This is a genomic window from Amycolatopsis sp. NPDC043885, from assembly GCF_056435685.1.
On sequence record NZ_JBWKEA010000019.1, the window covers coordinates 13,893 to 40,786 of the forward strand.

25 protein-coding genes are annotated in these 26,894 nt (G+C 69.4%); 10 read left to right on the plus strand and 15 right to left on the minus strand.

Annotated features, from left to right (window positions below):
* Positions 1-45 precede the first annotated feature (45 nt).
* Positions 46-3,174 carry an efflux RND transporter permease subunit gene (locus AC069I_RS36165; RefSeq protein WP_478267396.1) on the plus strand — a complete coding sequence of 1,043 codons (3,129 nt, stop codon included), beginning with the start codon at positions 46-48 and terminating at the stop codon, positions 3,172-3,174.
* 218 nt (positions 3,175-3,392) lie between these two features.
* On the opposite strand, the gene AC069I_RS36170 is transcribed toward AC069I_RS36165, so the two are convergent.
* Together AC069I_RS36170 and AC069I_RS36175 are read right to left on the minus strand one after the other, a co-directional pair.
* Entirely contained in the window at positions 3,393-4,229 is an 837-nt protein-coding gene (locus AC069I_RS36170) for a hypothetical protein (protein ID WP_478227801.1), read from the minus strand.
* A gap of 120 nt (positions 4,230-4,349) precedes the next feature.
* Positions 4,350-4,592, minus strand: a complete 243-nt coding sequence (locus tag AC069I_RS36175) for a DUF3039 domain-containing protein (protein WP_007033595.1) — start codon at positions 4,590-4,592, stop codon at positions 4,350-4,352.
* A 58-nt stretch (positions 4,593-4,650) separates the two neighbouring features.
* Here AC069I_RS36175 and AC069I_RS36180 point away from each other — a divergent pair, with 58 nt between their 5' ends.
* From AC069I_RS36180 to AC069I_RS36195, 4 genes are read left to right on the plus strand one after another with little or no spacing between them, the layout of a single operon-like run.
* Entirely contained in the window at positions 4,651-5,457 is an 807-nt protein-coding gene (locus AC069I_RS36180; RefSeq protein WP_478227800.1) for a sporulation protein, read from the plus strand.
* Complete coding sequence (locus AC069I_RS36185) at positions 5,457-6,101, plus strand: HD domain-containing protein (protein WP_478227799.1); 645 nt, start codon at positions 5,457-5,459, stop codon at positions 6,099-6,101. Before AC069I_RS36180 ends, AC069I_RS36185 begins: the two co-directional genes overlap by 1 nt.
* A gap of 9 nt (positions 6,102-6,110) precedes the next feature.
* A complete protein-coding gene (locus AC069I_RS36190; protein ID WP_478227798.1) occupies positions 6,111-7,028 on the plus strand; it encodes a pseudouridine-5'-phosphate glycosidase in 918 nt (305 codons plus the stop codon).
* On the plus strand, positions 7,025-7,897 hold the full coding sequence (locus tag AC069I_RS36195) for a carbohydrate kinase family protein (RefSeq protein WP_340685186.1): 873 nt from the start codon (positions 7,025-7,027) through the stop codon (positions 7,895-7,897). The genes AC069I_RS36190 and AC069I_RS36195 overlap by 4 nt, the downstream gene beginning before the upstream one ends.
* A gap of 80 nt (positions 7,898-7,977) precedes the next feature.
* Here AC069I_RS36195 and AC069I_RS36200 read toward each other — a convergent pair whose 3' ends face one another.
* On the minus strand, positions 7,978-8,331 hold the full coding sequence (locus tag AC069I_RS36200) for a DUF3099 domain-containing protein (protein ID WP_340688462.1): 354 nt from the start codon (positions 8,329-8,331) through the stop codon (positions 7,978-7,980).
* A gap of 17 nt (positions 8,332-8,348) precedes the next feature.
* Positions 8,349-9,614, minus strand: a complete 1,266-nt coding sequence (locus AC069I_RS36205) for an amidohydrolase (protein WP_478267397.1) — start codon at positions 9,612-9,614, stop codon at positions 8,349-8,351.
* Between the two features lie 27 nt (positions 9,615-9,641).
* On the opposite strand from AC069I_RS36205, the gene AC069I_RS36210 reads away from it, so the two are divergent.
* The 4 genes from AC069I_RS36210 (at position 9,642) to AC069I_RS36225 (ending at position 15,087) form a co-directional block, all read left to right on the plus strand.
* Positions 9,642-11,138, plus strand: coding sequence for a DUF7782 domain-containing protein (locus AC069I_RS36210; protein ID WP_478267398.1), 1,497 nt, complete (start codon positions 9,642-9,644; stop codon positions 11,136-11,138).
* The gene (gene dtd / locus AC069I_RS36215; RefSeq protein WP_478267399.1) at positions 11,138-11,563 is read left to right on the plus strand and encodes a D-aminoacyl-tRNA deacylase; all 426 of its coding nucleotides are present in this window, start codon (positions 11,138-11,140) and stop codon (positions 11,561-11,563) included. The genes AC069I_RS36210 and dtd overlap by 1 nt, the downstream gene beginning before the upstream one ends.
* A 246-nt stretch (positions 11,564-11,809) precedes the next feature.
* Positions 11,810-12,841: a sigma-70 family RNA polymerase sigma factor gene (locus tag AC069I_RS36220; protein WP_255632714.1), complete on the plus strand. Its 1,032-nt coding sequence runs from the start codon at positions 11,810-11,812 to the stop codon at positions 12,839-12,841.
* A 587-nt stretch (positions 12,842-13,428) separates the two neighbouring features.
* Entirely contained in the window at positions 13,429-15,087 is a 1,659-nt protein-coding gene (locus AC069I_RS36225) for a fumarate hydratase (RefSeq protein ID WP_125675324.1), read from the plus strand.
* 75 nt (positions 15,088-15,162) lie between these two features.
* Here AC069I_RS36225 and AC069I_RS36230 read toward each other — a convergent pair whose 3' ends face one another.
* The 9 genes from AC069I_RS36230 to AC069I_RS36270 all read right to left on the minus strand — a co-directional run bounded on the left by AC069I_RS36230 (position 15,163) and on the right by AC069I_RS36270 (position 22,712).
* Positions 15,163-15,573, minus strand: coding sequence for a hypothetical protein (locus AC069I_RS36230; protein WP_478227794.1), 411 nt, complete (start codon positions 15,571-15,573; stop codon positions 15,163-15,165).
* Between the two features lie 172 nt (positions 15,574-15,745).
* Positions 15,746-16,216 (minus strand): hypothetical protein, encoded by a 471-nt coding sequence (locus AC069I_RS36235; protein WP_478227793.1) that lies wholly within the window; start codon positions 16,214-16,216, stop codon positions 15,746-15,748.
* 36 nt (positions 16,217-16,252) lie between these two features.
* Positions 16,253-17,050: an ABC transporter permease gene (locus AC069I_RS36240; protein ID WP_478233721.1), complete on the minus strand. Its 798-nt coding sequence runs from the start codon at positions 17,048-17,050 to the stop codon at positions 16,253-16,255.
* Positions 17,028-17,882, minus strand: coding sequence for a 2-aminoethylphosphonate ABC transporter permease subunit (locus AC069I_RS36245; protein ID WP_125675330.1), 855 nt, complete (start codon positions 17,880-17,882; stop codon positions 17,028-17,030). The genes AC069I_RS36240 and AC069I_RS36245 overlap by 23 nt, the downstream gene beginning before the upstream one ends.
* The gene (locus AC069I_RS36250; RefSeq protein ID WP_478233719.1) at positions 17,879-18,940 is read right to left on the minus strand and encodes an ABC transporter ATP-binding protein; all 1,062 of its coding nucleotides are present in this window, start codon (positions 18,938-18,940) and stop codon (positions 17,879-17,881) included. The genes AC069I_RS36245 and AC069I_RS36250 overlap by 4 nt, the downstream gene beginning before the upstream one ends.
* A complete protein-coding gene (locus AC069I_RS36255; RefSeq protein ID WP_478227790.1) occupies positions 18,937-19,956 on the minus strand; it encodes a 2-aminoethylphosphonate ABC transporter substrate-binding protein in 1,020 nt (339 codons plus the stop codon). Before AC069I_RS36255 ends, AC069I_RS36250 begins: the two co-directional genes overlap by 4 nt.
* Before the next feature lie 16 nt (positions 19,957-19,972).
* On the minus strand, positions 19,973-20,647 hold the full coding sequence (locus tag AC069I_RS36260; protein ID WP_478267437.1) for a phosphonatase-like hydrolase: 675 nt from the start codon (positions 20,645-20,647) through the stop codon (positions 19,973-19,975).
* A complete protein-coding gene (locus tag AC069I_RS36265) occupies positions 20,641-21,753 on the minus strand; it encodes a TIGR03364 family FAD-dependent oxidoreductase (protein WP_478227789.1) in 1,113 nt (370 codons plus the stop codon). The genes AC069I_RS36260 and AC069I_RS36265 overlap by 7 nt, the downstream gene beginning before the upstream one ends.
* A 182-nt stretch (positions 21,754-21,935) precedes the next feature.
* The gene (locus AC069I_RS36270) at positions 21,936-22,712 is read right to left on the minus strand and encodes a GntR family transcriptional regulator (RefSeq protein WP_007033614.1); all 777 of its coding nucleotides are present in this window, start codon (positions 22,710-22,712) and stop codon (positions 21,936-21,938) included.
* 349 nt (positions 22,713-23,061) lie between these two features.
* Here AC069I_RS36270 and AC069I_RS36275 point away from each other — a divergent pair, with 349 nt between their 5' ends.
* Complete coding sequence (locus AC069I_RS36275) at positions 23,062-23,868, plus strand: S1 family peptidase (protein WP_465452166.1); 807 nt, start codon at positions 23,062-23,064, stop codon at positions 23,866-23,868.
* Between the two features lie 229 nt (positions 23,869-24,097).
* On the opposite strand, the gene AC069I_RS36280 is transcribed toward AC069I_RS36275, so the two are convergent.
* Complete coding sequence (locus AC069I_RS36280; protein ID WP_340685176.1) at positions 24,098-25,204, minus strand: NAD(P)H-dependent flavin oxidoreductase; 1,107 nt, start codon at positions 25,202-25,204, stop codon at positions 24,098-24,100.
* An 8-nt stretch (positions 25,205-25,212) separates the two neighbouring features.
* Complete coding sequence (locus tag AC069I_RS36285; protein WP_478233716.1) at positions 25,213-26,829, minus strand: acyl-CoA synthetase; 1,617 nt, start codon at positions 26,827-26,829, stop codon at positions 25,213-25,215.
* Positions 26,830-26,894 lie beyond the last annotated feature (65 nt).

Consider the following 26,894-nt stretch of genomic DNA (forward strand, 5'->3'; position numbering starts at 1 on the left):
CGCGGTAACCCGCCCGTCCCGAGCCATTTCCTGGGGGATACCGCCATGTCCACGCTGGCCAGACTCAGCCTGCGCAACCGAAGTCTCATCGGGCTGCTCGCCCTGGTGGTGATCGGCTTCGGCGCCTTCGCCCTGCCACAGCTGAAGCAGCAGCTGTTCCCGTCACTGCAGTTCCCGCAGGCGCAGATCATCACGCCGTACGCGGGCGCGTCACCGGACGCGGTGGACCGTCAGGTCACCGAGCCGCTCGAAGGCGGGCTGCAGGGGTTGAAGGGGCTCGAGGAGCTGAGCTCGACGTCGTCGGAGGGGCTGTCGCGGATCACCGCGCAGTTCGAGTTCGGCACGGACATCGACGCGGCGGTCGGGCAGATCCAGCGCGTCGTCGACGGGCTGAAGGCACGGCTGCCGCAGAACAGCGAGCCATCGGTGTCGGCGGGATCCACCGACGATCTCCCGGTCGTGCTGCTCGCCGCCGGGACCACCGGTGACCCGCAGGCGCTCGCGCCCGCGCTGACCGGGGAGGTCGCGCCGGAACTGCGGAAGATCGACGGTGTCCGCGAGGTCGAGGTGACCGGTGCGCGGCAGCCGCGGGTCACCATCGCGCTGGACTACGCGAAACTGGCCGCCGCGGGGGTGGACCCGTCGTCGATCGCCACCACGCTGCAGACCGCCGGTGCGGCCGTCCCGGCCGGGACGCTGACCGAAGGCGACAAGACGCTCACCGTCCAGGTCGGCGGCGGACCGACCACAGTGGACACGATCAAGAACCTTTACCTGACGCCGTCGCAGCCGTCGCGTCCCGGGGCGCCGGCGGGCAAGCCGGTGAAGCTCGGTGATGTCGCGGACGTCCAGGCCGGCTTCGCGCCGCCGACCTCGATCACGCGCACCAACGGCAAGCCGAGCCTCGGGCTCTCGATCACGATGGTGGAGAACGGGAACGCGGTCGCGATCTCGGAATCGGTGCGGGACAGGCTGCCCGAGCTGTCGAAGAAGATCGGCGCCGAGATGAGCGTCGTGTTCGACCAGGGCACCCCGGTCAAGGACGCGATCAGCGGCCTGACCACCGAAGGGCTGCTCGGGCTGGCGTTCGCGGTCGTGGTCATCCTGCTGTTCCTGATGTCGGTGCGCTCCACCTTGGTGACGGCGGTGTCGATCCCGCTTTCGGTGGTCGTGGCGCTGCTGGCGTTGTGGACCGGCGATCTCTCGCTGAACCTGCTCACCCTCGGCGCGCTCACCATCGCCATCGGACGGGTGGTCGACGACTCGATCGTGGTGCTGGAGAACATCAAACGACATCTGGCGTACGGCGAGGAGAAGCAGCGCGCGGTCCTCGACGGCGTGCGCGAGGTCGCGGGCGCGGTGACGTCGTCCACCCTCACCACGGTCGCGGTGTTCCTGCCGATCGCCTTCGTGGGCGGGTTCGTCGGCGAGCTGTTCTCGCCGTTCGCGATCACGGTCACCGTGGCGCTGCTGGCGTCCCTCCTGGTGTCGCTGACGATCGTGCCGGTGCTCGCGTACTGGTTCCTCAAGCCGCCCAAGGCGCCGGCGGACGAACGCGAGGCCGAGCTCACGCGCCAGGCCGCCGAGGACAAGGAACGCCGCGGGCTGCTGCAGCGCGGGTACGTTCCGGTGATCCGGTTCGCCACCAGGCGCCGCGTCACCGTGGTCCTGCTGGCACTGATCATCTTCGGGGGCACGGTCGGGCTGGCCTCGCAGCTGAACACCAACTTCCTCGACCAGTCCGGTTCGACGACGCTGAGCCTTTCGCAGAAGCTCCCGCCCGGCACCAGTTCCGAGGCCAAGGAGAAGGCCGCCGGCGCGGTGGAGCAGGCGCTCGCCGCCGAACCCGCCGTCGAGACCTACCAGGTGAGCATCGGCGGAGGCGGCTTCTTCGGTGGCGGCGGGACGGCGACCGGCATCCAGGTCACCGTCGCCAAGGACACCGACCTCGACGCGCTCTCCGTGCGGTTGCGAGGCAAGCTCGACAAGCCGGAGCTCGGCGAGGTCAAGATCGGTGCGGAGGCGAGCGGGTTCAACTCGGACCAGGTCTCGATCACCGTCACCGCTCCCGACGAGGCCGCCTTGAAACCGGCCGCCGAGCAGGTCCGCCAGGCGCTGTCCGGCGTTCCGGACCTGACCGAGGTGACCAGTGACCTCGCGCAGGGTTCGCCGCGCGTGCAGGTCGAGGTCGACGCCGCCAAGGCCGCCGCGAGCGGGCTTTCGGCGACCACGATCGGCCAGATCGCGAACCAGGCCATCGCCGGCCGCACGGTGACCCAGCTGCCGGTCGACGGTCAGCGCACGGACATCGTGCTGCGCGCGGGCACGGCCCCGGTGTCGGTCGACGCGGTCAAGGCGCTGCCCATCCCGAGCGCGACCGGCGTGGTGCGGCTGGACTCCGTCGCCACCGTGTCCACAGTGGACGGGCCGGCCGCGGTGCACCGCACCTCGGGCGAGCTGAGCACCACGGTCACCGCCAAGAACACCGGCGCGGACCTGGCCGCCACCACGCGGGCCATCCAGTCCAAATTGGACGGACTGACCTTCACCGGCGGCGCGGCGTACAAGCTCGGCGGGGTCAGCGAAGACCAGCAGGAGGCCTTCGGGAACCTGTTCCTCGCGCTGCTGGCCGCGGTCGCGATCGTCTATCTGATCATGGTGGCGACGTTCCGCAGCCTGATCCAGCCGCTGATCCTGCTGGTGTCGATCCCGTTCGCGGCGACCGGCGCGATCGGGCTGCTGCTGGCCACCGGGACCGCGCTGGGGCTGCCCGCGCTGATCGGGATGCTGATGCTCGTCGGCATCGTGGTGACCAACGCGATCGTGCTGATCGACCTGATCAACCAGTACCGGGCTTCGGGGATGAGCGTCGCCGACGCCGTCGTCGAAGGCGGCAGGCGACGGCTGCGGCCGATCCTGATGACCGCGGCGGCGACCATCTTCGCGCTGGTCCCGATGGCGCTCGGGCTGACCGGACAGGGCGGGTTCATCGGGCAGCCGCTGGCGATCGTGGTCATCGGCGGGCTGGTCAGCTCGACCCTGCTGACGCTGATCCTGGTGCCGACGCTGTACACGATGGTCGAGACGCGGAAAGAGAAGCGCCGCGCGAAGAAGGACGCCCGGCGGTCCTCGGCCCCGGCCACCGAGACGCTGACCCCGGAGCCGGCTTCGTAGACCTGGGGGGGTGGGGGGAGGAAGGCACGCCGGGGCCTGGGTGGGCGCCCGGCGTGCCTTTCGCCGCTTCGCACTTAGCCGGCTAAATGCCACCGGTCACGTGCTTGGAGCCGGAACTCGCGTGCTTGGGGACGTGACTCGCGTGCTTGGAGCCGGTACGCGTCCAAGCACGCGAGTTCCGCCTTCAAGCACGCGAGTTCCGGCTCCGAGCACGGGTGTCACGCCTTCCGGAACCGCCACGTCTTGCTGTCGAAGGCCACGCACCACGAGGGCGAAAGCATGACGACCCGCAGGGTGCCGTCGGCGGCGACGTCGATGCCCTCGGTCTCGAAGTTCCCGCTGCACATGCTCTTCAGCGGGAGCTGCCCCAGCGACGTGACCCGCCCGGTCACATCCGAACCTGACAGCGCGCCGGAAAGGTCGACCTGCAGCAGCGGCTTCGTGGTCCCGAACAGTGCGCCCTCGGGGTCGTCGGACGCACACAGCAGCCGGGTCGCGGTGACGAAGTCGCAGCCCTGGATGTCCCGCACCGGCTTGTCGAGCCGGATCGCGGACGCGTACGGCAGGTTCGCCGACGGGTTCGTATGCGCGACGCCGGGCATCGGGTGCACGAGGAGCCGGTCCATCGTGCCCCACTCACCGGCCACCATCCAGCGGGCGTCAGGGGTCACGGCGGCGAACGAGTTGTTGTTCGCCTCCCACGACTCCAGCGTGTGCGTGTAGTTCGCCCAGGTCCCGTCGGGCGACTCGACGCGGAAGAGTTTCGCTCCCCTGTCGTCGCGCTGGTACGGCTCGACGTACCAGCCCCGCGCGGAGCCAGGGTCTCCGACGTGGTTCCAGCCCTGGGACGACAGGTTCACGGGAACGGTCGCGATCCCGGTGTAGCGGTAGATCGTCCCGGACGGCCGTTCGATGGTGGCCAGGCCCTGGCCCTCGTCGAGCGGGCGGGCGTTGTCCGAGCCGACAGTGGTCCAGCCTGTGACGGCTTGGGCGGCGGCGGGTGAGAACACCGCGACCAACGCGGCGATGGCGAGCACGATCCCGGTTCTACGCATGAAGGCTCCGTCCCGGCGGGTTTTCGCTGGCGCGTACTGATTACCAGCGAAGACCGGGACGGGCAGCCACCATGTGAAGGATTTTCAGATTTTGTCCGGTTTCGGACACCGGACGGACACTCAGTCGCCCGGCTTGAGACCGTCGTAGATCTTCTTGCAGTCCGGGCAGACCGGCGAACCGGGCTTCGCCGACTTCGTCACCGGGAAGACCTCACCGCACAGCGCCACCACGTGCGTGCCCATGACCGCGCTTTCGGCGATCTTGTTCTTGCGCACGTAGTGGAACATCTTCGGCGAATCGTCGTCGGTGCCGTCGGTGCCCTCGGGACGGGTATCCGGCTTCGGAAGGGTCTGTGTACTCACCCCTCCATAATGCCCCAAATCCTCCTGCGCACACCGACGACCTGGCAGGATCTCGCCCATGTTCCAGAAGGTGCTCGCGACGTTCGGCTCGGGCGGGGCGAAGATCGACGCCCGGCTGCTCGACCGCACGGTCTCCCCCGGCCGCCCGTTGCGCGGCGAGGTCCTGCTGCTCGGCGGCGAAGTCGATCAAGAGATCAACGGCCTCTCGGTGAAGCTGCTCGCCAGGGTCACCCTCCCGGACGAACGCCGCCCTGGCGTCGAGGACCTCGAGTTCGGCACTCAGCAGCTGGCGGGCAACGAGCGGATCGGGCCTGGGCAGCAGGTCCGCATCCCGTTCGAGGTGGCCCTGCCCTGGGAGACACCGATCTCCAGCGTCTTCGGCAAGCCACTGAACGGGATGGCCGTCGGCCTCCAGACCTGCCTCGACATCGCCAACTCCGTGACCGACCCGGTCGACGTCGACGGCGCCGCGATCGAGCCGCTGCCCGCGCAGAAACGGATCTTGGACGCCTTCAGCCGGATCGGCTTCGTCTTCCGCGAGGCCGTGCTGGAACGCGGCCGGATCAACGGCGCCGTCCAGCAGCTCCCGTTCTTCCAGGAGATCCGCTTCACCCCTTCGCCGCGGTTCGCGCCCGTCTTCACCTCGGTGGCGGTGACCTTCCTGTCCTCGCCGTCGGAGACGCAGGTCGTGCTGGAGGTGACCAAACGGGTCCGGGTGTCCAAGAGCGGCGGGTTCGGCGGACGCGGCCAGGAGTTCCTCGGCCTGTTCAAGGTCGACCACGCGGCGCTCGACCGGGTCAACTGGGAGCCACAGCTCGAAGGATGGCTGCACGAGGTGGCCAAGGCGCGCGGGATCTTCGACTGATGGACTGGCCCACCGCGATCACGAGGCTCGGCGGCGATCACCGGATCGCCGCCGTCGCGTGGAACGACCTCGAAACCCGCTACGCCGAACCACATCGCCGATACCACGATCTCCGGCACGTCACGGCCGTCGCCCACGACAGCGGCGACCTCGCCGTCGCCTTCGGCCTGGGCGCCCGCGAACGCGCCCTCGTCGCCATCGCCGCCTGGACGCACGATGTCGTGTACGACGCCCGTCCCGGCGAGGACGAACGGGCGAGCGCGGCCTGGACGCGGGACGAACTCACCAACGCCGGCGTCCCCGAAGCGGATGTCGAGCGCGCCGGAGAGCTGGTCCTGAGCACGATCCATCACGCCGCCCCGGACGACGACCTCCTCGCCACGGCGCTGCTCGACGCCGACCTCGCGATCCTCGGCGCCACACCGGAGCGTTACGAGGAGTACGCGAGCGGTGTCCGAGAGGAGTACTCGATCTACTCCGACGAGGACTGGCGGGCGGGACGCGCGACGGTGCTGGAGAACCTGCTGGCCAGGCCGCGGCTGTATCGCAGCGACATCGCGCGGGCACGCTGGGAGAGCAAGGCGCGCGAGAACCTCGCGAACGAACTGACCCGATGGCGTGACGCGGACCCACATCACCGATGATGTTCGTTCGTGACTCCGCAACTGTCCCTTCACGAAGAGGTCGCCTCCGCCCTCGCCGCCGGTGACCCCGTCGTCGCGCTGGAGAGCACCATCCTCTCCCACGGTCTCCCGCCCGGCCGCAACCTCGACGTCGCCCGGCGGCTGGAGAACATCGTGCGCGACGGCGGCGCCGTCCCCGCGACCATCGCCGTCCTCGACGGCGTCCCGCTGATCGGCCTCACCGGCGAGCAGCTTGAACGCGTCTGCGCGCCCGGCGCGGACCTGGACAAGCTCTCCCTGCGCGACATCGGCCCGGCCGTCGGCCTCGGGCGCTCCGGGGCCACGACGGTCGCGAGCACCGCGGCGCTGGCCGCCGCGGCCGGAATCGGCATGTTCGCCACCGGCGGGCTGGGCGGCGTGCACCAGGGCGCGGCGCGGAGCTGGGACGTCTCGGCGGATCTCGGCGTCCTCGCGAAGGTGCCGACCACGGTCGTCTGCTCCGGGGTGAAGTCGGTGCTCGACATCGCCGCGACACTCGAAGTGCTGGAGACCAACTCCGTACCGGTGCTGGGCTACCGCACCGGCGAGTTCCCCGCGTTCTACCTCCGCTCGTCCGGCTTCGAGGTGCCGTGGCGGGTCGACGACACCGCGCAGGCCGCCTCGGTCATCGCCGCCCACCGGGCGCACGCGGATTCCGGTGTCCTGCTCGCGAACCCGATCCCGGAAGCGTCCGAAATGGACAAGGAACTGCACGACCGGCTGCTCGCCGAAGGGCTGGAACTGCTGAAATCGCGAGGGGTGCACGGCAAGGACGTCACCCCGGTGCTGCTGGAGCACTTCCACACCGCCAGCGAAGGCGTGAGCCTCGACGCGAACGAGGCGCTGGTGCTGTCCAACGCGGAACTGGCCACCGAAGTGGCCGTCGCGCTCGCCGGGAACGGCGCGTGAGCGGCATCGTCGTCGTCGGCGACGTCGGCCTCGACGTGGTCGCGCGGCACGAAGGCCCCATCCCGCACGGCGGCGACATCCGTGCGAAGGTCCACTTCACCAGTGGCGGCGCGGGCGCGAACACCGCGCTGTGGCTGCGGGCCGAGGGCACGGAGACCACGCTGGTCGCGCGGATCGGGGACGATTCCGGCGGCCGCATGGTGAAGAGCGAACTGGAAGCGGCGGGCGTCCGCTGCGAGTTCGCGGTGGACCCCGAGGAACCGACGTTCTGCGTCGTGGTGCTCGTCGACGGCGCCGGTGAGCGGAGCATGCTCGCCGACCGCGCCGCCAACGCGAAGTTCAGTCCCTCAGACATCACCGAGGCGGCCCTGAGCGGGGCGAGCCACCTGCACCTCTCGGGTTACGTCCTGCTGTACCCGTCGTCACGGCCGGCCGCGCTCGCCTCCCTGGCGGCGGCGAAGAAGGCCGGGCTGACGACGTCGGTCGACCCGCAGGCGGCGACGCTGATCACCGATCCCGCGGCCTTCCTCGACGACGTGCGCGGCGTCGACCTGCTGATGCCGAACACCAGCGAACTGGTCGCGCTGACCGGGTCGAGCGATCCCGAGGCGGCGAAGGAACTGCTGGACTACGTCGGCGAGGTCGTGGTCACCGCCGGTCTCGACGGCGCCAGCTGGGTGGACGCGAGCGGCACCATCACCTCGGTGCCGTCCCAGCCCGCGGAGTGCGTCGACTCCACCGGCGCCGGCGACGCGTTCGACGCCGGTGTGCTCGCGGCGTGGCTGCGCGGCGAGTCCACCGTGGAGGTGCTCCGGGCGGGTACCCGGCTGGGTGCACGCGCGGTTTCGAAGGTCGGGCCGCAGCCGTAGCCCCTCACCGAACGCTATGAAAGGTCCTTTCCTTGCGAAATTTGCAAGGAAAGGACCTTTCATAGCACGCGCGAAACGGGTCAGCCGCCGTCGATGACGCGATGGCCGCCGCTTTCGATGCGGGTCGGTTCGGCCTGGTAGCGGTTGACCTTCTCGCTCTTGCGCGGCGGCCGGTCGTTGGCGATCAGGACGGCGACCCAGGGCAGCGGGATCGAGATCGCGATCAGTGCCAGCGCGAGCCACCAGGTCTGGTAGAAGATCCCGGCCAGGATCAGGCACGGGATGCGGAACGACATCATGATGATGTACTTCCGCTTCCGCTTGGCCAGCTGGTCTTCGTAGGACGGGGCGGCTTCGGTGATCAGCACCGGAGCGGGTTCCCTCGGCTCGGGACCGTGGGCGGGCGCGTTCACAGCACCACCTCCGGCTTCCATGCTCCCACTCGCCCGGCTCATCCGACAGCCGGGTGGGTGAGCCGGTGCAGAGCCGCGACCACGAGCGTCTCGACGCCGGCCGAAAGCGTCGGATGCGGGATCGGCGCGAAGAGCGGCGAATGGTTCGACGGGATGTCCTGTTCGAAGCGACCGGCGGTCATCGCGGCGATCACCTTGCCCTCGTCCAGACCGCCGACCAGCCAGAACACCGACGGGACGCCGGCCGCGCGGCCGAACTCGCTGAAGTCCTCACTGCCGGTGACCAGCGGCGCGGGCATCACCCGGCTTTCGCCGAAGTGGTCACGGAAGGCGGCGGTGAGCCCCTCGGTGGCTGCGTCGTCGTTCTCGGTGACCGGGAACGCGCCGATCCGCTCGATCTCCGGCGGTTTCGGCGCACCCGCGGTGGCCGCCTCGCCCTGGACGATCCGCTCGACCGCCGCGACGACCTTCTCCCGCACGGCCTGGTCGAACGACCGGATGTTGACCTCGAGGACGGCGTGGTCGGCGATGATGTTGTGCGCCGTGCCGACGTGCAGCGACCCGACGGTCACCACCGCCGACTCGGTCGCCGAGATCTCCCGCGACACGATGGTCTGGAGCTTGAGCACCACGGACGCGGCGAGCACCGCGGGGTCCACCGTGGTCTCGGGGCGCGAGCCGTGCCCGCCGCGGCCGTGCAGGGTGATCCGGAGCGCGTCGGTGGCCGCCATGATCACGCCCGGCCTGGTCAGCACCCAGCCCGCCGGACCGGGCACGACGTGCTGGCCGAGCACGACGTCGGGTTTGCCGGCGGGCCCGAAGACCCCGTCGCGGACCATGCCGACGGCGCCATCCCCGGCCTCCTCCCCCGGCTGGAACACGACCATCAACGTGCCGGACCAGTGCTCGCGTCCGGCCGCGAGCAGCGAAGCGGCACCGGAGAGCCAGGTGGCGTGCATGTCGTGGCCGCAGGCGTGCATCACCGGGACTTCGCGGCCGTCGGCGTCGACACCGCGCGCGGTGCTCGCGTACGCAAGGCCGGTCTTCTCCTCGACCGGCAGCGCGTCGATGTCGGCGCGCAACATCACCTTCGGGCCGGGGCCGTTGCGCAGCACGCCCAGGACACCGGTGCGTCCGATCCCGGTGTGCACCTCGTAACCGTCGGCCTCCAGGCGCTTCGCCAGTTCGGCCGCGGTGCGGGTTTCGGCGAACGACAGCTCCGGATGCCGGTGGAGGTCGGTGTACAGGTCTTCCAATCCGGGCAGCGCCGCCTGCAGCGGTGCCAGGACACGTTCGAGGCTCACCACGCCATCCTGGCAGTATTACCGAACGTGAGCACACGAGCGGCCCTCCCCGACCTGTCCGACGACGCCTGCGCGAGGCTGCGGGACGCCTTCCGCCGGACGGGGTACGACACCGACGGCGTGGTCGGCGCCCTCGGCTCCGCGCACGCCGCCCTCGGCCGCGGCGAACCGGAACTCGCCTACCGCGCGACCCGCGACGTGGGTGAGCTCGGCACGCTGATCCGCCTTTTCCTGCTGGGGTCGACCGAACCGGCGAAGGACGTCGAGGCCGCTTTCGCGCCACTGTCTCTCGATGACGCGGTCGCCGCCACGCTGCTCGTGCCCGCCGCCGACGGCTACCGGGCCGGACTCGACGTCCGCCCGCACGGCGACGACGAGGGCTCGTGGTGGGTCGTCTCCGACCTCGACGCCGACGTCCTGGGCACGACCGTGCCCGAAGACCACGTGCTCGGCGTCGGACACGCCTCGCTCAGCCTGATCCGGGCCACCAGCCGCCGCGAGGTCGGCAGCCTGCTCGACGTCGGCACCGGCAACGGTGTCCAGGCGCTGCACGCCACCCGGCACGCGAAGAAGGTCACCGCGACCGACGTCTCGGCCCGCGCGCTGGCACTGGCGGCGGCGACGTTCCGGCTCAACGAACTGGACGTCGAACTCGTCCGTGGCGAATGGTTCGCGCCGGTCGCGCGGCGCCGGTTCGACCAGATCGTGTGCAATCCGCCGTTCGTGGTCGGCCCGCCGCGGGTCGACTACACCTACCGCGACTCCGGGCTCGCGGGTGACGACGCCAGCGCGCTCGTGGTGCGCCAGCTGCCCGGGTTCCTCAACGACGGCGGCACGGGTCAGCTCCTGGCGTCCTGGCTGCACGTGAAGGGTGAGGACTGGGGCGATCGGGTGACCCGCTGGCTGCCCGCCGAGACCGACGCGTGGTTCGTCCAGCGGGACATCGCGGACCCGGGCCTGTACGTCGGCACGTGGCTGCGGGACGCGGGCATCGATCCCCGTTCCCCCGAAGGCCGCGCGAAATCCGGAGCGTGGCTCGACTGGTTCGACGAAAACGACGTCCAGGGGATCGGGTTCGGCTTCGTCACCCTCCGGCGGGCGGACGGCGCGACTCCGACGATCGTGTGCGAAGACCTGCGCCAGGCTTACGACGATCCGCTGGGCGCCGAGGCCGCGAACTGGCTGGATCGGGTGGAATGGCTTCGCGCCAATGGTGATTCGCTCCTCGATGTCCGGTTCCGGGTGCCGGAAACGGTGCTTCTGGAGAGCGTCGCCGAGCCGGGCGAGGAGGGCTGGGCCACGACCGTCCAGCGGCTGCACCGCACCGACGGGCCCGGGTGGTCGCACGAAGTGGACGAACTCGCGACACGGCTGCTCGCGGGCTGCCAGGGCGCGCTTCCCCTGGAGGACCTGATCGTGCTCCTGGCGGCCGCTCAGGGTCTCGAACCGGAGGAGCTGGCCGAAGCCGCGCTGCCCGTCGTCCGGGAACTGGTCCGGCACGGCATGCTCCTCCCCGCCGTCTGATGCGGGCGGTGGTGGCGAGGGTCACGGAAGCGAGCGTGACCGTCGGCGACGAGGTGACCGGCGCCATCGACGAGCCGGGTTTGCTGGTGCTGCTGGGAATCCACGTCGACGACGACGTGTCCAAGGTGGCGACGATGGCCCGCAAACTGCACGAAGCTCGCATACTTCGCGACGAGGAATCCTGCGCCACCACCGGCGCTCCCCTGCTCGTCGTAAGCCAGTTCACTCTTTACGGCGACACCCGCAAAGGCCGCCGTCCGTCCTGGACGGCGGCCGCCCGGCCCGAGGTCGCCGAGCCCCTCGTGACAGCCGTCGTCGACGCGCTGCGCGAACGCGGCGCGTGGGTCGAAACCGGCCGCTTCGGGGCCATGATGGCGGTCCGGAGCGTGAACGACGGTCCGTTCACCGTCCTCCTAGAGGTCTAGACCACGATTCTTTCTCCTCGGCACGAGCATTCTCAGGAAAAGCTCAGGGTTGGTGGAGCAACGCCCCAGGTCAGCCGCCCGTCTCCTCTGTAGCCGCCGGGAACGTTTTCGGACCTCCCGGCGTTGAGCCAAGTGTCCAGCCAAGCTGGGCCGACGAGGAGTAGCCGGTTTTCCACAGGGCCTGCTACGCCGAGACGGACCCGGCGGACAACCGCAGCACGTTCAGCCCGTGACCGGGGAGGCAGAATGTCAGTCCAGACTCTCGAACGCGAAGCGCGCGGGATTCGCGAGCGCCGTATCCCGGCGCAATCCACCCAGGAGCCGGTGAGCACGGGGGCGCTCACCGACGCCGACCTCGACGCCCAGAGCCCGGCCGCGGACCTCGTTCGCGTGTACCTCAACGGAATCGGCAAGACGGCACTGCTGTCCGCCGCCGACGAGGTCGAGCTGGCCAAGCGCATCGAAGCGGGCGTGTTCGCCCAGCACATGCTCGACACGGCCGAGGGGCTCACGCCGAAGCGGCGTTCGGAGATGTCCGCTCTCGTGCGTGACGGCCACGTCGCGAAGAACCACCTGCTGGAGGCCAACCTCCGCCTCGTGGTCTCGCTCGCGAAGCGTTACACCGGCCGGGGGATGCCGCTGCTCGACCTGATCCAGGAGGGGAACCTGGGTCTGATCCGCGCGGTGGAGAAGTTCGACTACTCCAAGGGGTTCAAGTTCTCGACCTACGCCACCTGGTGGATCCGCCAGGCCATCACCAGGGGGATGGCCGACCAGGGACGCACCATCCGGCTGCCGGTCCACCTGGTGGAACAGGTGAACAAGCTGGCGCGCATCAAGCGTGACCTGCACCAGCAGCTCGGCCGGGACGCCACCCACGAGGAGCTGGCCGCCGAGTCGGGTATCCCGGCGCACAAGATCTCCGACCTGCTCGACCACTCGCGTGACCCGGTGAGCCTCGACATGCCGGTCGGCACCGAGGAGGACGCCCCGCTCGGTGACTTCATCGAGGACTCGGAGGCGACCGACGCCGAGAGCGCCGTGATCTCCGGTCTGCTCCAGGACGACCTGCGCCGCGTGCTCGCGACGCTGGACGACCGCGAGTCCCAGGTGATCCGCCTGCGCTACGGCCTCGACGACGGCCAGCCGCGCACGCTCGACCAGATCGGCAAGCACTTCGGGCTCTCCCGTGAGCGCGTTCGGCAGATCGAGCGAGAGGTCATGTCGAAGCTGCGTCAGGGTGAGCGGGCGGACCGCCTGCGCGCCTACGCTTCGTAATGCCACGACACCTTTCGGCGCGGAAAAAGCAACACCCGTTCGGCAGCGTTGACTTATGACCTGCGTCACGAGACCGTCGAGCAGGCAATAAGTCTTCGCGGTCGGGCGTGCGCGCCCGGATCGCTTTCCCCGGGAGGTCGGGTCCGTCGGGGTGGGCCCGGCCTCCCGAACTAATTTGTGGGGCCCGGCGACAAAATGCGGAGTGCGAATTGCAGCCGGCCCGGTGGGTCGTGAGTGGGATTTCGTGTTCTCACCGTCCTTGCCACTCACGAGGTCCAGCACCGGCGATGTCACGTGACCGACCGGACGACACGCGTGACTGGATGGACGACACGACCGCGGCCGGGTTCCGCCGAGAGTCGTCCGCCCGAACACGCGTGTCGTCCCTCTAAACACGCGTGTCGTCCGTCCAGTCACGCGAAACCGCCACCCACGCACCGGCAGTACGTACCTAAGACACCCTCGGCCCGCCGGCGTCGGCGCCCACCGGCAGTGGCCTCGGTTACGTCAGCCGTGGCCTCGCGGACGCCTTGGCCGGGCTTGGGTACCGTGAGCGGGTTCCCGATGCCGGCAAAGGAGCCCGCGCAGTGGCGCCCACCACGTTCCAGTACACCGAAGTCCTTCCGCTCGCCAAGGACACCCACACCGAGTACCGGCTGATCGGCACCGAAGGTGTCGAGGTCGTCGAAGCCGCGGGCCGGAAGTTCCTCAAGGTCGAGCCCGAGGCGCTGACCAAACTCGCCAAGACCGCGATCACCGACATCCAGCATCTGTTGCGCTCGTCACACCTGGCGCAGCTGCGCGCGATCGTCGACGACCCCGAGGCCAGCGGCAACGACCGCTTCGTCGCGATGGACCTGCTGCGCAACGCGGCGATCTCCGCCGGCGGCGTCCTCCCGATGTGCCAGGACACCGGCACCGCGATCGTGATCGGCAAACGCGGCGAGGGCGTGCTCACCGGCGCCGACGACGAGCGTGCGCTGTCGCGCGGTATTTTCGACGCCTATCAGGAGTTGAATCTGCGCTATTCACAGATGGCGCCGGTGAATTTCTGGGATGAGCGCAATACGGGCACCAACTTGCCCGCACAGATCGAGCTCTATCACAAAGATGGCCAAGGCGACCCGAGCTATGAATTCCTGTTCATGGCCAAGGGCGGCGGCAGCGCGAACAAGACGTTCCTCTATCAGGAAACGAAAGCCGTCCTGAACCCGAAGCGGCTCGCGAAGTTCCTCGACGAGAAGCTGCGCAGCCTCGGCACCGCGGCCTGCCCGCCGTACCACCTCGCGATCGTCGTCGGCGGCACGTCGGCGGAGTTCAACCTGAAGGTCGCGAAGCTCGCTTCCGCCCGCTATCTCGACGACCTGCCCACTGAGGGTTCCGAGCTGGGCCACGGTTTCCGCGACGTCGACCTCGAACAGCAGGTGCTGGAGATGACGCGCCAGTTCGGGATCGGCGCGCAGTTCGGCGGAAAGTACTTCTGCCACGACGTCCGGGTGATCCGCCTGCCGCGTCACGGCGCGTCCTGCCCGGTCGGTGTCGCTGTCTCGTGCTCGGCCGACCGCCAGGCGAAGGCGAAGATCACCGCCGACGGCGTGTTCCTGGAGCAGCTGGAGCGCGACCCGGCGCAGTTCCTGCCGGACGTCACCGAGGACGATCTGTCCGACGAGGTGGTGACCGTCGACCTGAACCGGCCGATGGCCGAGATCCGCGCGCAGCTCTCGCAGCTGCCGGTGAAGACCCGCCTGTCGCTGACCGGTCCGCTCGTCGTCGCCCGCGACATCGCGCACGCGAAGATCGCCGAGCGGCTCGACGCGGGTGAAGAGATGCCTCAGTACCTTCGCGACCACCCCGTGTACTACGCGGGCCCGGCGAAGACGCCCGAGGGTTACGCGTCGGGCTCGTTCGGGCCGACCACCGCAGGCCGCATGGACTCCTACGTCGAGCAGTTCCAGGCCGCCGGCGGCTCGCTGGTGATGCTGGCGAAGGGCAACCGGTCCAAGAAGGTGACCGCCGCGTGCAACGAGCACGGCGGGTTCTACCTCGGCTCGATCGGCGGCCCGGCCGCGCGGCTCGCGCAGGACTGCATCAAGAAGGTCGACGTCCTCGAGTACGCCGAGCTGGGGATGGAAGCGGTCTGGAAGATCGAGGTCGAGGACTTCCCCGCGTTCATCGTCATCGACGACAAGGGCAACGACTTCTTCGAGGCCACCTCGGAACCGGTGCTGCAGATCAGCTTCCGCTGACGTCCGTGAAGGCCTCCTTCCCTACCCTGAAGGTAGGGAAGGAGGCCTTCACGGACCTCATGGCACGTCCTGGCGTTATCGCATCTGCTTCAGGACCACGGTCCGCTCCCCCAGCGGCGCCGACAGCGCCACCGAGATCACCGGATGCCGGATGTCCATCGTGCACATCTGGCCGGTCTGGCCCTTCAGTTCGGTCAGGTTGACGGTGACCCTGGTCCCGTCCTGCTGCGCGGCCTCCGCCGTCGCGTGCCCGCAGCCGCCTTCCTGGCCGCGGATGTTCAGGATCGTCCCGCCGTTGCTGGTGTACACCTCGCGCGGGTAGTCCGCGGGCAGCGCCGACGCGTCGAGCTGCTTGTCCGGCAGCTTGGTGCTGCCTTCCGGAACCTCCTGGCGAGGCGCGCCCGGCACACCCGGCTGGCTCCCCGGCGCGGGCGTCGGGGACGAGGACGGCGGCGCGGTCGACGGTGCGGTCGGCGACGGCGGCACGGTACTCAGGGTTCCGCTCCCGGGTCCGGCCGCGGGTTCCGCTGCCTGGTTCTGCGCCCCGCAAGCGGATACCGCAACGACGATCAGGCCAAGGCCGATGACATTCGTTAAGTACCTCATGTGGCTAGGACGGAACGAGGCCGCGGTGGGGTTGCACATGATCTCAACCCGCTTACAAGACGACGGTCCGGGCCCCGACCGGCTCGGCGAGTTTCACCGGCAGGACGGCGTAGCGGATCACCTGCGGGCACATCTGCCCCGGCTTCCCGTGGTCGATGGTCACGTGGACCACGACCCGCTGCGCGTTCTCTTCGGCGAGGTTCGCCCTCGCCTGGTCGCAGCCACTCAGTTCGAGGTGCACGTTCAGGCCGCCGTTCTCGGCGCTGACCTGCGCGGGCAGTTCGGTGTCGACCTGGGACGGCGGCAGCATCTTGTCCGAGGGAGGCGGGCCGACGGTCGGCCGTGACATCGGCGGTTTCGCCGCCGGCGGGCTCGCCGGGAGCGAGGTGGGCAGATCCGAAGATGTGGTGACGACCGGAGGGGTGCTCGTGTTCGCCGGCGCTCCGGGGCCGCCCGCGCCGCAGGCCGCCGTCGTCGCGGCGAGCACGAGCCCCGCGCCCAGCGTCTTCGCTGCGTTCATCATGGTGTCAAGACGGAACGAACCTCGCGAACGGTTGCATCACCGCTGGGCCGCGCGGCCCCGGGCCAGCCCGAGCAGCACCACCCCGGCGAGCGTGACGGCCAGCAGCAGCACGGTGCTCGCCGACGCGAGGAACACCTGGCCCCGGTCGGTGAGCGCGAAGATGCTCGCGGGCAGCGTGCGCCAGTCCGGCGGGTACAGCATCATCGTCGCGCCCAGTTCGCCCATCGACATCGCCAGCGCGAGGCTCGCGGACGCCGAGATCGACGGCAGCAGCACCGGCAGCCGCACCCGCAGCAGCACCCGGACCGGCGAGGCGCCGAGGCTCGCGGCGGCCTGTGCCAGCAGCGGATCCATCCGCGCGATCGCGGCGGAGACCGTGCTGTAGGAGAACGGCAGCAGGATCATCACGTGCCCCAGCAGCACGATCCAGCGCGTGCCGTTGAAGGCGAGCGGCGGACGGCTGAACGCGACGAGCAGCGCCAGCCCCAGCACCACCGACGGCACCGCGATCGGCAGGTGGAACAGGGTGTCGACGGCCTTCCGCAGCTTCGGCGGCACCGACTGCGACGCGAGCGCGGCCCACGTGCCGAGCAGTACCGACACCAGCGACGCGATGACACCGGTCTGGATGCTCACGGAGAGGCTCGCGAACGTCTCCCCGGACAGCGCCTGCGCGAAATGCGAGCCGGTGAGCGCCCCCGGCAGCAGTCCTGTCCAGTTCCCGGCGACCGACGCCAGCGCGATCATCAACAGCGGCGCCAGCACGATCGCGGTGAACAACACCGCGAACACCGCCCACAGCAGGACACGGCTACGCCTGGTCCACAGCAGCACGACGGCCTCCCTTCGTCAGTCGCCGGTAGGTTCCGTACAGGGCGAGGGAGAAGACCACGTTGACCACCGCGATGACACAGGCCTGCGGGAAGTCGAAGGTGACGATCCCCTTGCCGTAGACCAGCATCGGCAGCGTCGTGACGTCCTTCGCGCCGAGGAAGAGCACGATGCCGAACTCGTTCATCGCCAGCAACATGGTCAGGCAGGCGCCGGATGCCAGTGACGGCAAGGCTTCCGGGAGAATGACCTGGCGCAGCACGCGGCCGGGTTTGGCGCCGAGGCTGGCCGCGACCTCCATCTGCGCCGACGAGACCTGGCCGAACGCGGCGAGCGCCGGCCGCATCACGAACGGCGTGTAGAAGGTGATCTCCGCCAGCAGGATCCCGAACGGCGAGTACAGGAACCCGCCCGCGCCCAGGATGCCCGCGCTGCCGTAGATGAAGGTGAACGCGAGCGCGATGAGAAACGACGGGAACGCGAGCACGGTGTCCACCAGCCGCGAAAGCGTTCGCGCGCCGGGGAACGGCACGAAAGCGATCACCAGCGCGAGGAACGTCCCCAGCACCACACACCCCGCGGTGGCGCCGAGCGCGAGCGCGACGGTCTTCCAGGCGGCGTCCCGGAATTCCGCCGAGCCCAGCACGTCCAGCCAGACCGACAGCCCGACCTCGCCGGTCTTCGACTCCAGTGATTGGAGAACGACCAGTACGAGCGGATAGCCGAAGAACCCGAGCAGGACGAGCACCGGCGGCAGCAGGAGCCAGCCGCGTCCGGGCTGTTTCTCCCGCCGCCGCGCCGGTGCGGCCGTCGCGGCCAGTGCGAGGCCGGTCATCCGACGCCCACCAGCGGGCAACCGTCCGGAATGGACACTCCGACCCGCTCCCCCACACTCGGAAGTCCGTCGATGTCCGGCACTTCGGCGCGGACCTCGTCCCCGTTGTGCGCGAGCTCGAGGTCGAGCCGGAAGCCCGTGCCGCGCCATTGGACACCGCGCAGCACCGCGGGCAGCGCGCCGGGGGCGTCCACCGCGGTGATCCCGATCCGGTGCGGCCGCACGCCGAGCGCGACGGACTGCCCCGTCCGGATCGTGCCTGCCGGATCCGCGGCCAGCTCGCGGTCGCCGAGCCGGACCCTGGTGCCGTCGGGGTGGATCAGCTCGACCGGGATGAGATTGGAAGCGCCGAGGAAGCTCGCGGTGAATTCCGTCGAGGGACGCTGGTAGAGCTCGCGGCTCCGGCCGAGTTCGACCAGCTTCGAGTCGCGCATGACGGCGATCCGGTCGGCCAGCGCCAGTGCCTCGCCCTGGTCATGGGTGACGTAGATCAGCGTGGTGTCGGGGAGCTCGGCCCGCAGCCGCAGGAGTTCCGCGACCATGTCCTCGCGCAGGGCGGCGTCCAAAGCGGACAGTGGTTCGTCGAGCAGCAGCACACGGGGCCGGATCGCCAGCGCCCGCGCGAGCGCGACCCGCTGCTGCTGCCCGCCCGAAAGCTCACGCGGGTAGCGACGGGCGTACTCGCCCATCCCGACCAGCTCCAGCGCTTCGGCGACCCGGCTCGCCGTCTCGGCGCGAGGCGTTTTCCGCGCCTTGAGGCCGAAAGCGACGTTGGCCTCGACCCGCATGTGCGGGAACAGCGCGTAACTCTGGACGACGACGCCGAGGCCGCGCCGGTGCGGCGGCAGATCGGTGACGTCCTCGCCATCGAGCAGGACCCGGCCGGTGCTCGGCACGACGAAACCCGCGAGTGCCTTCAGGGCCGTCGACTTGCCGGAGCCCGACGGGCCGAGCATCGCCAGCGTCTCCCCTCTCGCCACGGTGAGATCCAGTGGTGAGAGGGCCGTCGTCTGGCCGAAGCGGACGGAAACGCCGCGGAATTCGACCGCCGGGGTCATCGGCCCACGGCCTTCTTGTACGCGGCCAGGTCGGCGTCGAGCTTCGCGAGGACGGCGTCCCAATCCGGCTGCCAGATCTCGACGCCGTCGAGAGCGGCCTTCACCTTGTCCGCCCGCGGGCCGGACGGCGTGACGTCGGTCCGCGACGGGGCACCGAAGGCGTCGACGACCTTGCCCTGCACCTCGGCTGAGAGCAGGAAGTCCAGGAACTTCTTGGCGTTTTCGGCGTGCGGCGCGTTGTTGACCAGGCCCGCGTAGTACGGGAGGGCGAAGGTGGAGCGCTTGCCTCGCGCGTCGGCCGGGAAGAAGACCTCGAAGCCGCCGCTCTTCTCGATCGCGGCCAGGTTCATTTGGACGTCGCCGTTGGCCACCAGGATCTCGGCCTTCGCCACCTTTGGCTGCAGCTTGCCGGTGGAGGACGACGGGCCGACGTTGTTGGCTTCGAGCTTCGCGAGGTAGTCGAGTGCGCCCTGGTCACCGAGTACGTGCTGGAGTTGCAGCAGGACCGCGGTGCCGTCGCCCGCCTCGCCGGGGGTCGAGTACTGGAGCTTGCCCTTGAGCGACGGGGACAGGAGGTCGTCCCAGGTCTTGGGCGAGACCTGCGGGTTGCGGATGAAGCTGAGGTAGTTGTTCATGATCGCGAAGTAGCGGCCCTGGCCGTCCTTCTGCCCGGCGGCGACCTGGTCGATACCGGCGGGGGCCGTGGTGGCGAGCAAGCCCTGCGACGCGGCCCGCTGGATGAACGGCGGGAGCGTGACCAGGATGTCGGCCTGGGTGTTGGCCTTCTCCTTCTCCACCCGCGAGGCGACCTCGCCCGATCCGGCGGTCACCGCCTGGACGGTGATCCCGGTCTTGGCCTTGAACTCCTCGAAGCGCTGGGCGTACCAGTCTTCCAGACCGTCCACTGTGTACAGCGTGACGGTCTGGTCGCCGGAAGCGCCACCGGCGGTTCCGCCACAGGCGCCCAGGGTGAGGGCGAGCAGCCCGGCGAGGGCGGTGGCCGCGAGTTTCTTCATGTCGTCAAAGCTCCTTTTAGGACAGCAGGGCGGGGAGGTCGCGGACGGATTCGAGGACGTGGGTAGCGCCGGCGGCTTCGAGCTCCGGCTTCTTCGCCGATCCGGTGAGCACGCCGGCGACGATCGAGGCGCCGGACCGCAGCCCGGTCTGGACGTCCGAAGCGGTGTCACCGGCGACGGCGATCCTGCGGACGTCGGTGATTTCGAGCCGCAACGCGGCCGCGAGGACCAGGTCGGGGTACGGGCGGCCTCGGACACCCTCGCCCGGGGCCAGCACGGCGTCGGCGAGGCCGCGCCAGCCCAGCGCGTCCAGGATCGCGTTCTGCGTGGCCGGTGCGAAGCCGGTGGTGAGCGCGACCTTCACCCCTTGGGCGCGCAGTTCCTGGATCGTCTGCTCGGCGCCGGGAATCGGCTCGCAGTGGCCGTCGGCGACGAGTTTCTCGTAGGCGTCCTGGAAGGCGATGTTCGCGCGCCGGGCGAGTTCTTCGTCTCCGTCGAGCAGTGCGCGGAAGACGACGATCTTGGACTGCCCCATCGTTTCGACGACGTAGTCGAGCATTCCGGGAAAGCGACTGTCCTCTTCGGACACTCCGGCGGCGGCGATCGCCGCGGTGAAGGCGCGGATCACGAGGCCGTCGTCGGCGACGGTGGTCCCGGCCATGTCCAGGACGACGAGTTCGGTGTTCACCAGGACAGCTCCTCTGCGGTGTCCTCGGCGATGGCGGGGGAACAGGTCATCCCCCGGCCGCCCGGTCCGGTGACGAGCCACGCGTTGTCCGCGACGCGGGCGCGATGCACGATCCGGGTGGTGTCGGCGGTCTGGGCGTAGACGCCGGCCCAACGGCGGGCGATGCGCGGGAGCGGCCGTCCGAGCAGCTCGCCGGCGACCTCGGCCAGGTGGTCGTACGGGTCTTCGGTGGTGTCGAACGAGAACGGCTCGTCGTATTCGTGGGTGTCGCCGATGGTCAGCGACCCGTCGAGGCGCTGGACCATGAGCAGCTGCATGGCGTTGGCCGCGGCGATCTCTCCCTGGGGCTGGCTCGCGTTGAGACCGTCGAGCGCCTCGCCGCGATACGCCGGGTAGTACCGGAAGCTGTCCGCGTCGGCGACCGTGGTGGTGAGGGTTTCCCCGAGCGGCTCGGTCTGCGCCATCTGCAACCGCACCCGGCGGACCGGGGGCTGCCCGGCGAGTTCCTTGACCAGGCCACCGGTCCAGGCACCGGTGCACAGCACCACGACGTCGCCTTCGTGGGTTTCGCCCGCGTCGTCGACGACGCCGCGATCGGCCAGGTCGCGGATCTCACGGCCGGGCATCCAGGTGTATCGGCCGGATTTCGCCAGCTCGGCGCGCAGGGCGGGCTGGGCGACGCGCGGTTCGACGGCGGCGTCGCGGTCACACCAGAGCGCGCCGAGGAAGTCACCGCGCAGGGCCGGGTTCAGCTCCCTGGTCTCGGCTGCGTCGAGCAGCTTGAAGCCGCGGTCCTCCGTGCTCGCGGCCGAGGCCTCGGCGACGGCGAGTTCGGCCTCCGTGCGGACGACGGTGAGTGAGCCGTTCGGCCGGAAGCCGATCCCTTCGACCCGTTCCCCGATGCGCTCCCACAGCACTCGCGCCCGCGCGGCCGTCTCCAGTTCGGGGCCACTGGCGCGGCCGCCGACCCAGACCAGGCCGAAGTTGCGCACGGACGCGCCCCTGGCCTCGGGTTCCCGTTCGATCTGGACGACGTCGTGGCCGCGTTCGACGGCCTGCCAGGCGTGCTGGGTGCCGAGCACTCCGCCGCCGATGATGAGGATTCGCACACCGCAGACGCTCGCCTGCGCGCACCAACGCTCCGTGACACCCGCCCTAACCGCAGGTGAAGTGCCTCCGAAATGTGGACCAGACCTGTTATCTTCGCGTTACATTACCTCGCGTTTCGTCCTCTCGATGCGGTCGTTGAATCCGCAAATACCGCGTTCAGAGGACCAAATGCGGCAGGTGGCTACTCCACGCGGCCCAGTCGGGTCTCGAAGGAGAGCCGGTCGCCGCGGAACAGCGACCGGACGCGCTCGAACGGGATCCCGTCGGGCCCCCACGACGTCCGGTGCATCAGCAGCATCGGCAGCGCCGGGTTCGTCCCGATCAGCAGGGCCTCCCGGGGTGTGGCGAGCACGGTCTCGACCCGCTCCTCGGCGCCGTCGAAGACGACCCCGAGCCGCTCCCGCAAACAGGCGTAGAGCGACTGTGTGGGATCGAACACATCCATCAGCGTCGGGAATCGCGCGGCGGTGAGATAGGTCGATTCCAGCCCGACCCGCTCGTCGTCGGCGAGCAGCACCCGTTCGATGTGGATGACGTCGTCTTCGGGATCGATTTCCAGTTCCGAAGCCAGCGACGGGCCCGCTTCCCGGCGTTCCAAAGAGATCAGATTCCGCCCTGGTTGAATGCCCTGCCTCCTGAGTCCTTCGGTGTAACTCACCAAGGCGAGCGGCTGGACGAGCTTGGGGCCCGCGACGTACGTGCCGCTCCCCTGCCGCCTGCTCAGCCGCCCTTCGAGCACGAGTTCACCGACGGCCTGGCGGACCGTCGCGCGGGAAACCTCGAATCGTTCGGACAGTTCCCTTTCGGTGGGAAGTACCGCTCCTTGCCCTAATTCGGAGATCACGTCGAGCAGATCGACTTTGACCGCGTAATAGCGGGGAATGCGGCCGTGCTCGGGAATTCCGTCCCGAACCGGGCCGTCGGCGGGTGGATGAAGTCTTGGCGAACGCGCTTTCACGATCCAGATCCTAGGCCCGTTTCCCCATGCCTGTACTGACCCGAACGAAGTGTTCATGCCACGCTCACACTCGTGGACGAAACGGGCACCTCGTTCGGCGGATCGGGCAGGTGTGACGGAGCGTTCAGCCTTCCGGCGGTTCCGGCGCTCGCCGGTCCAGGAGTAGAGGCGTTGGGCGCTCCGGACCACGCCATTCGTCGGCAGTCAGGCCCGGACGTCCGTTAATCACCACCATCGGCCGAAAGATCCGAAGAAAGTTGGTTGTCCCGGCGTATGCCCACCTGCTGTAGTCAGTTGGCCGCAGTCAGTCTCCCTGCCTCCACTGTGGACAGCCGGAAGGAATGAACCCTTGAACATCAAGCGTCGGTTCAGCCTGCTCAAAAAGACCCTGATCGCCGTCGCGGCGGCCGGAACCCTGGCGGGTCTCGCCACGGCTCCGCAAGCCGCGGCCGCGCAGCCGCCGTCCACCGACGTGGTCGGTGGCACCCGCGCCGCTCAGGGCGAATTTCCTTGGATGGTAAGGCTTTCCATGGGCTGCGGTGGTGCGCTCTACACCCCGCAGATCGTGCTGACGGCCGCGCACTGCGTGTCGCGGACCGGGGCCAACACGGGGATCACCGCCACCCTCGGCGTCGTGGACCTGCAGAGCACGGCGGCCAAGAAGGTCAAGTCGACCTACGTGTACCGGTCGCCGACCTATCCCACCTCCACCGGCGGTGACTGGGCGCTGATCAAGCTCGCCAGCCCGGTCAGCGGCATCCCGACGCTGCCGATCGCCACCACGACCGCCAACAACAGCGGCACGTTCACCGTCGCCGGCTGGGGCGCCGCGACCGAGGGCGGGGCGCAGCAGCGTTACCTCCTCAAGGCCAACGTTCCGTTCGTCTCCGACTCGACCTGCAAGGCGCAGGGCGGCAGCTACGCCGACCTGATCGACAGCGCCGAGATCTGCGCGGGCAACGTCAACTCCGGCGGCGTCGACACCTGCCAGGGTGACTCGGGCGGCCCGATGTTCCGTCGCGACAGCGCCGGTGCCTGGATCCAGGTCGGCATCACCAGCTGGGGCGAGGGTTGCGCGCGGGCGCACGCTCCCGGCGTCTACACCGAGGTGAGCACCTTCGCGACCGCGATCAAGAACGCGGCCGCCGGTCTCTAGTCTCTCGCACGGCATGCCCTGAAGGTCCCCTTCACCACAGCGACGAGGTGAAGGGGACCTTCTCGTTTCAAGGGGCTGCCGTGTCGCGGCGAGGGCAGTTCTCGGCCGCCCTGCCACCGTGTCGCGAAAGCCACTGTGACCCAGCCTCACCTCACCGGCGAAGTCCGTGAAGGCCTCCTTCCCTACCCTGAAGGTAGGCAAGGAGGCCTTCACGGACTTCGCGGCAACCTCAGCGGGTCTTGTCCAAACGCGACAGTGTCTCTTCGTACCCCGACACCAGCTCCGAGATCACGTCGGCGACCGGGCGCACCCGGTCCATCCGCCCGACGATCTGCCCCACCGGCATCGAGACCACGCTCGGATCGGCCGCGTGGTGGATCCGGTTGTGCGCGTGGGAAACGAGCAGGTTCTGCAGCGGCATCGGCAGCGGTTCGGGCGCGTCCGGCGCGGCCCACGCCTCGGTCCACCGCGTCTTGAGCAGCCGCGCCGGTTTACCGGTGTAGATCCGCGTCCGGACGGTGTCGGACGAACCCGCCGCGACCAGCGCGCGCTGCATCGCCTCGGACTCCCCCATGGTCTGGAGGTATTCCTCGGTGGCGAGCCAGAAGGAACCCATCCACACCCCGGACGCGCCCAGCGCGAGCGCCGCCGCGACCTGCCTGCCCGAGCCGATCCCGCCGGCGGCGAGCACCGGGACGCGGTCGCCGACGGCGTCCACCACCTCGGGCAGCAGGACCATCGACGCGATCTCGCCGGTGTGCCCGCCCGCCTCATAGCCTTGCGCCACAACGATGTCGACGCCGTTGTCGACGTGCCGCACGGCATGTTCGGCCTTGCCCGCCAAGGCCGCGACCGGCACGCCCTTCGCGTGACACTGCTCGATGACGTCCACCGGCGGCGACCCCAGCGCGTTGGCGATCAGCCGGATGGGGTGTTTCAGCGCGACCTCGACATGGGACCGGGCGACCGAATGCAGCCAGCCCAGCACTCCCGCGCGTTCGTCGGTGTCGTCGGGCAGCGGCGGCACCGCGAGATCGCGCAGCGTCCGCTCCACGAAGTCGCGATGCCCCTGCGGGATGTGTTTCGCGAGATCGATCGACGTCCCTTCGGCCGGGATCTTCGCGGGCATCACGATGTCGACGCCGTAGGGCTTTCCGCCGGTGTTCTCGTCCATCCAGGACAGGACGGCGTCGAGCTCGGCGGCGTCGTTGAACCGCACGCAGCCCAGCACGCCGAGACCGCCCGCCCGGCTGATCGCCGCGGCGACGTGCTCGGACGGGGTGAACCCGACGATCGGCAGTTCGATCCCGAGCCGGTCGCACAGAGACGTCCGCATGAAACTCCTTACGCCGGTTGAATGGTGATGGGCTCGTGCTCGGCGGCGTAGCGCTGCGCCCAGGGATAGTCCGGTTTCCCGCTGGGTGACCGCCCGATCTCCTCGGCGAGCCAGAGACTGCGCGGCACCTTGTAGCCGGCGATCTCGGTCCGTACGTGCGCTTCGAGCGCGGCGACGTCGAGATCCTTGCCGGAGCGCGGCTGGATGACCGCGGCCACCCGCTGGCCGAGCCGGTCGTCGGGGATGCCGATGACGAGCGCGTCGAAGACGTCCGGATGCGACTTGAGCGCGCCCTCCACTTCCTCCGGGTACACCTTCTCGCCGCCGGTGTTCACGCACTGCGACCCCCGTCCGAGCAGGGTCACCGTGAGGTCTTCCTCGTAACGCGCGTAGTCACCCGGGACGACGTACCGCTTGCCGTCGACCTCGACGAAGATCTTCTCGGTCTTCGCGGGGTCCTTGTAGTATCCGAGCGGGACGTGCCCGCGCCGGGCGATCAGGCCGATCGCGCCCGGTTTCGGTTCGACGAGCGCGCCGTCGTCGTCCACCAGGATCGCGTCCTTGCCGAAGTTGACCCGAGGACCGGCGGAATGATCGCTGTCCTTGCTGACCATGCCGATGCCGGTGAACCCGCTTTCGGACGAACCGATCGCGTCGGTGATCACCACATGCGGGAGCAGTGACAGGAATTCCTGCTTCACCGACTGGGAGAACAAGGCGGCGTGACTCGACACCGCCACGATCGACGACGCGTCGTAGTCGCCCTCGCGATAGGCGTCGATCAGCGGCCGAGCCATCGCGTCACCGACGATGGTGAGCACCTGGACCTTGTTGTCCTGCACGGCTTTCCAGACCTCGTGCGCGTCGAACCGCGGGACGAACACGACCGGGCTGCCGGTGAACAGCGCGCCGAACGCGGCCCACTGCGCGGCGCCGTGGATCAGCGGCGCGGCCGGGAGCCGGACCAGGCTGCCCGACTTGCCCTGCTCAGCGAGCGTCCACTCGTCCGGGACGTACTCGCCGGTGACAAAGTTGATGCCGCCACCGAGCGCCCGCCAGATGTCCTCGTGGCGCCACAGGACGCCCTTGGGATAGCCGGTGGTGCCGCCGGTGTAGAGGATGTAGATGTCGTCGGCGCTGCGCTCGGCGAAGTCCCGCTCGGGGGAGCCTTCGGCGAGCGCGGCTTCGTAATCCACGCCTCCATAGGACGAGTAGTCGCCGTCGCTTCCGTCGTCGACAACGACAACGTGTTTCAGTTTCGGCGTCTCCGGCAGGACGGCCGCCACCTTGTCCGAATACTGGCGCTCGTGGACCAGCGCCACGAGGTCGGCGTTGTCGAACAGGTACCGCAGTTCGCCGTGGACGTAGCGGTAGTTGACGTTGACCGCGATCGCGCGCAGCTTGTACGCGGCGATCATCGATTCCAGGGCCTCGATCGAGTTCCGGGAATAGACACCGATGTGGGATCCGGGTCCCACGCCGTGTGCGGCGAGATGGTGCGCCAGCCGGTTGGCGCGCTCTTCCAATTCGGCGAAGGTGACCCGCCGATCGCCGCAGACGACCGCGATGCGCTCCGGCACGGCGTCGACGGCGTGCTCGAGTAGATCCGCGATGTTGAGTGCCACTCCCTCAAAGTAGAACATGTTATCGTTCTGGGCAATGGCCGCTCTTTCAGTGAAGTCAGTGGAGG

Excerpts from the sequence above, each read along its gene's own strand:
- AC069I_RS36165 (WP_478267396.1), top strand. The coding sequence starts at position 46 with ATGTCCACGCTGGCCAGACTCAGCCTGCGCAACCGAAGTCTCATCGGG.
- AC069I_RS36170 (WP_478227801.1), bottom strand. The coding sequence starts at position 4,229 with ATGCGTAGAACCGGGATCGTGCTCGCCATCGCCGCGTTGGTCGCGGTG.
- AC069I_RS36180 (WP_478227800.1), top strand. The coding sequence starts at position 4,651 with ATGTTCCAGAAGGTGCTCGCGACGTTCGGCTCGGGCGGGGCGAAGATC.
- AC069I_RS36185 (WP_478227799.1), top strand. The coding sequence starts at position 5,457 with ATGGACTGGCCCACCGCGATCACGAGGCTCGGCGGCGATCACCGGATC.
- AC069I_RS36200 (WP_340688462.1), bottom strand. The coding sequence starts at position 8,331 with ATGGAAGCCGGAGGTGGTGCTGTGAACGCGCCCGCCCACGGTCCCGAG.
- dtd (WP_478267399.1), top strand. The coding sequence starts at position 11,138 with ATGCGGGCGGTGGTGGCGAGGGTCACGGAAGCGAGCGTGACCGTCGGC.
- AC069I_RS36220 (WP_255632714.1), top strand. The coding sequence starts at position 11,810 with ATGTCAGTCCAGACTCTCGAACGCGAAGCGCGCGGGATTCGCGAGCGC.
- AC069I_RS36235 (WP_478227793.1), bottom strand. The coding sequence starts at position 16,216 with ATGATGAACGCAGCGAAGACGCTGGGCGCGGGGCTCGTGCTCGCCGCG.
- AC069I_RS36245 (WP_125675330.1), bottom strand. The coding sequence starts at position 17,882 with ATGACCGGCCTCGCACTGGCCGCGACGGCCGCACCGGCGCGGCGGCGG.
- AC069I_RS36250 (WP_478233719.1), bottom strand. The coding sequence starts at position 18,940 with ATGACCCCGGCGGTCGAATTCCGCGGCGTTTCCGTCCGCTTCGGCCAG.
- AC069I_RS36255 (WP_478227790.1), bottom strand. The coding sequence starts at position 19,956 with ATGAAGAAACTCGCGGCCACCGCCCTCGCCGGGCTGCTCGCCCTCACC.
- AC069I_RS36280 (WP_340685176.1), bottom strand. The coding sequence starts at position 25,204 with ATGCGGACGTCTCTGTGCGACCGGCTCGGGATCGAACTGCCGATCGTC.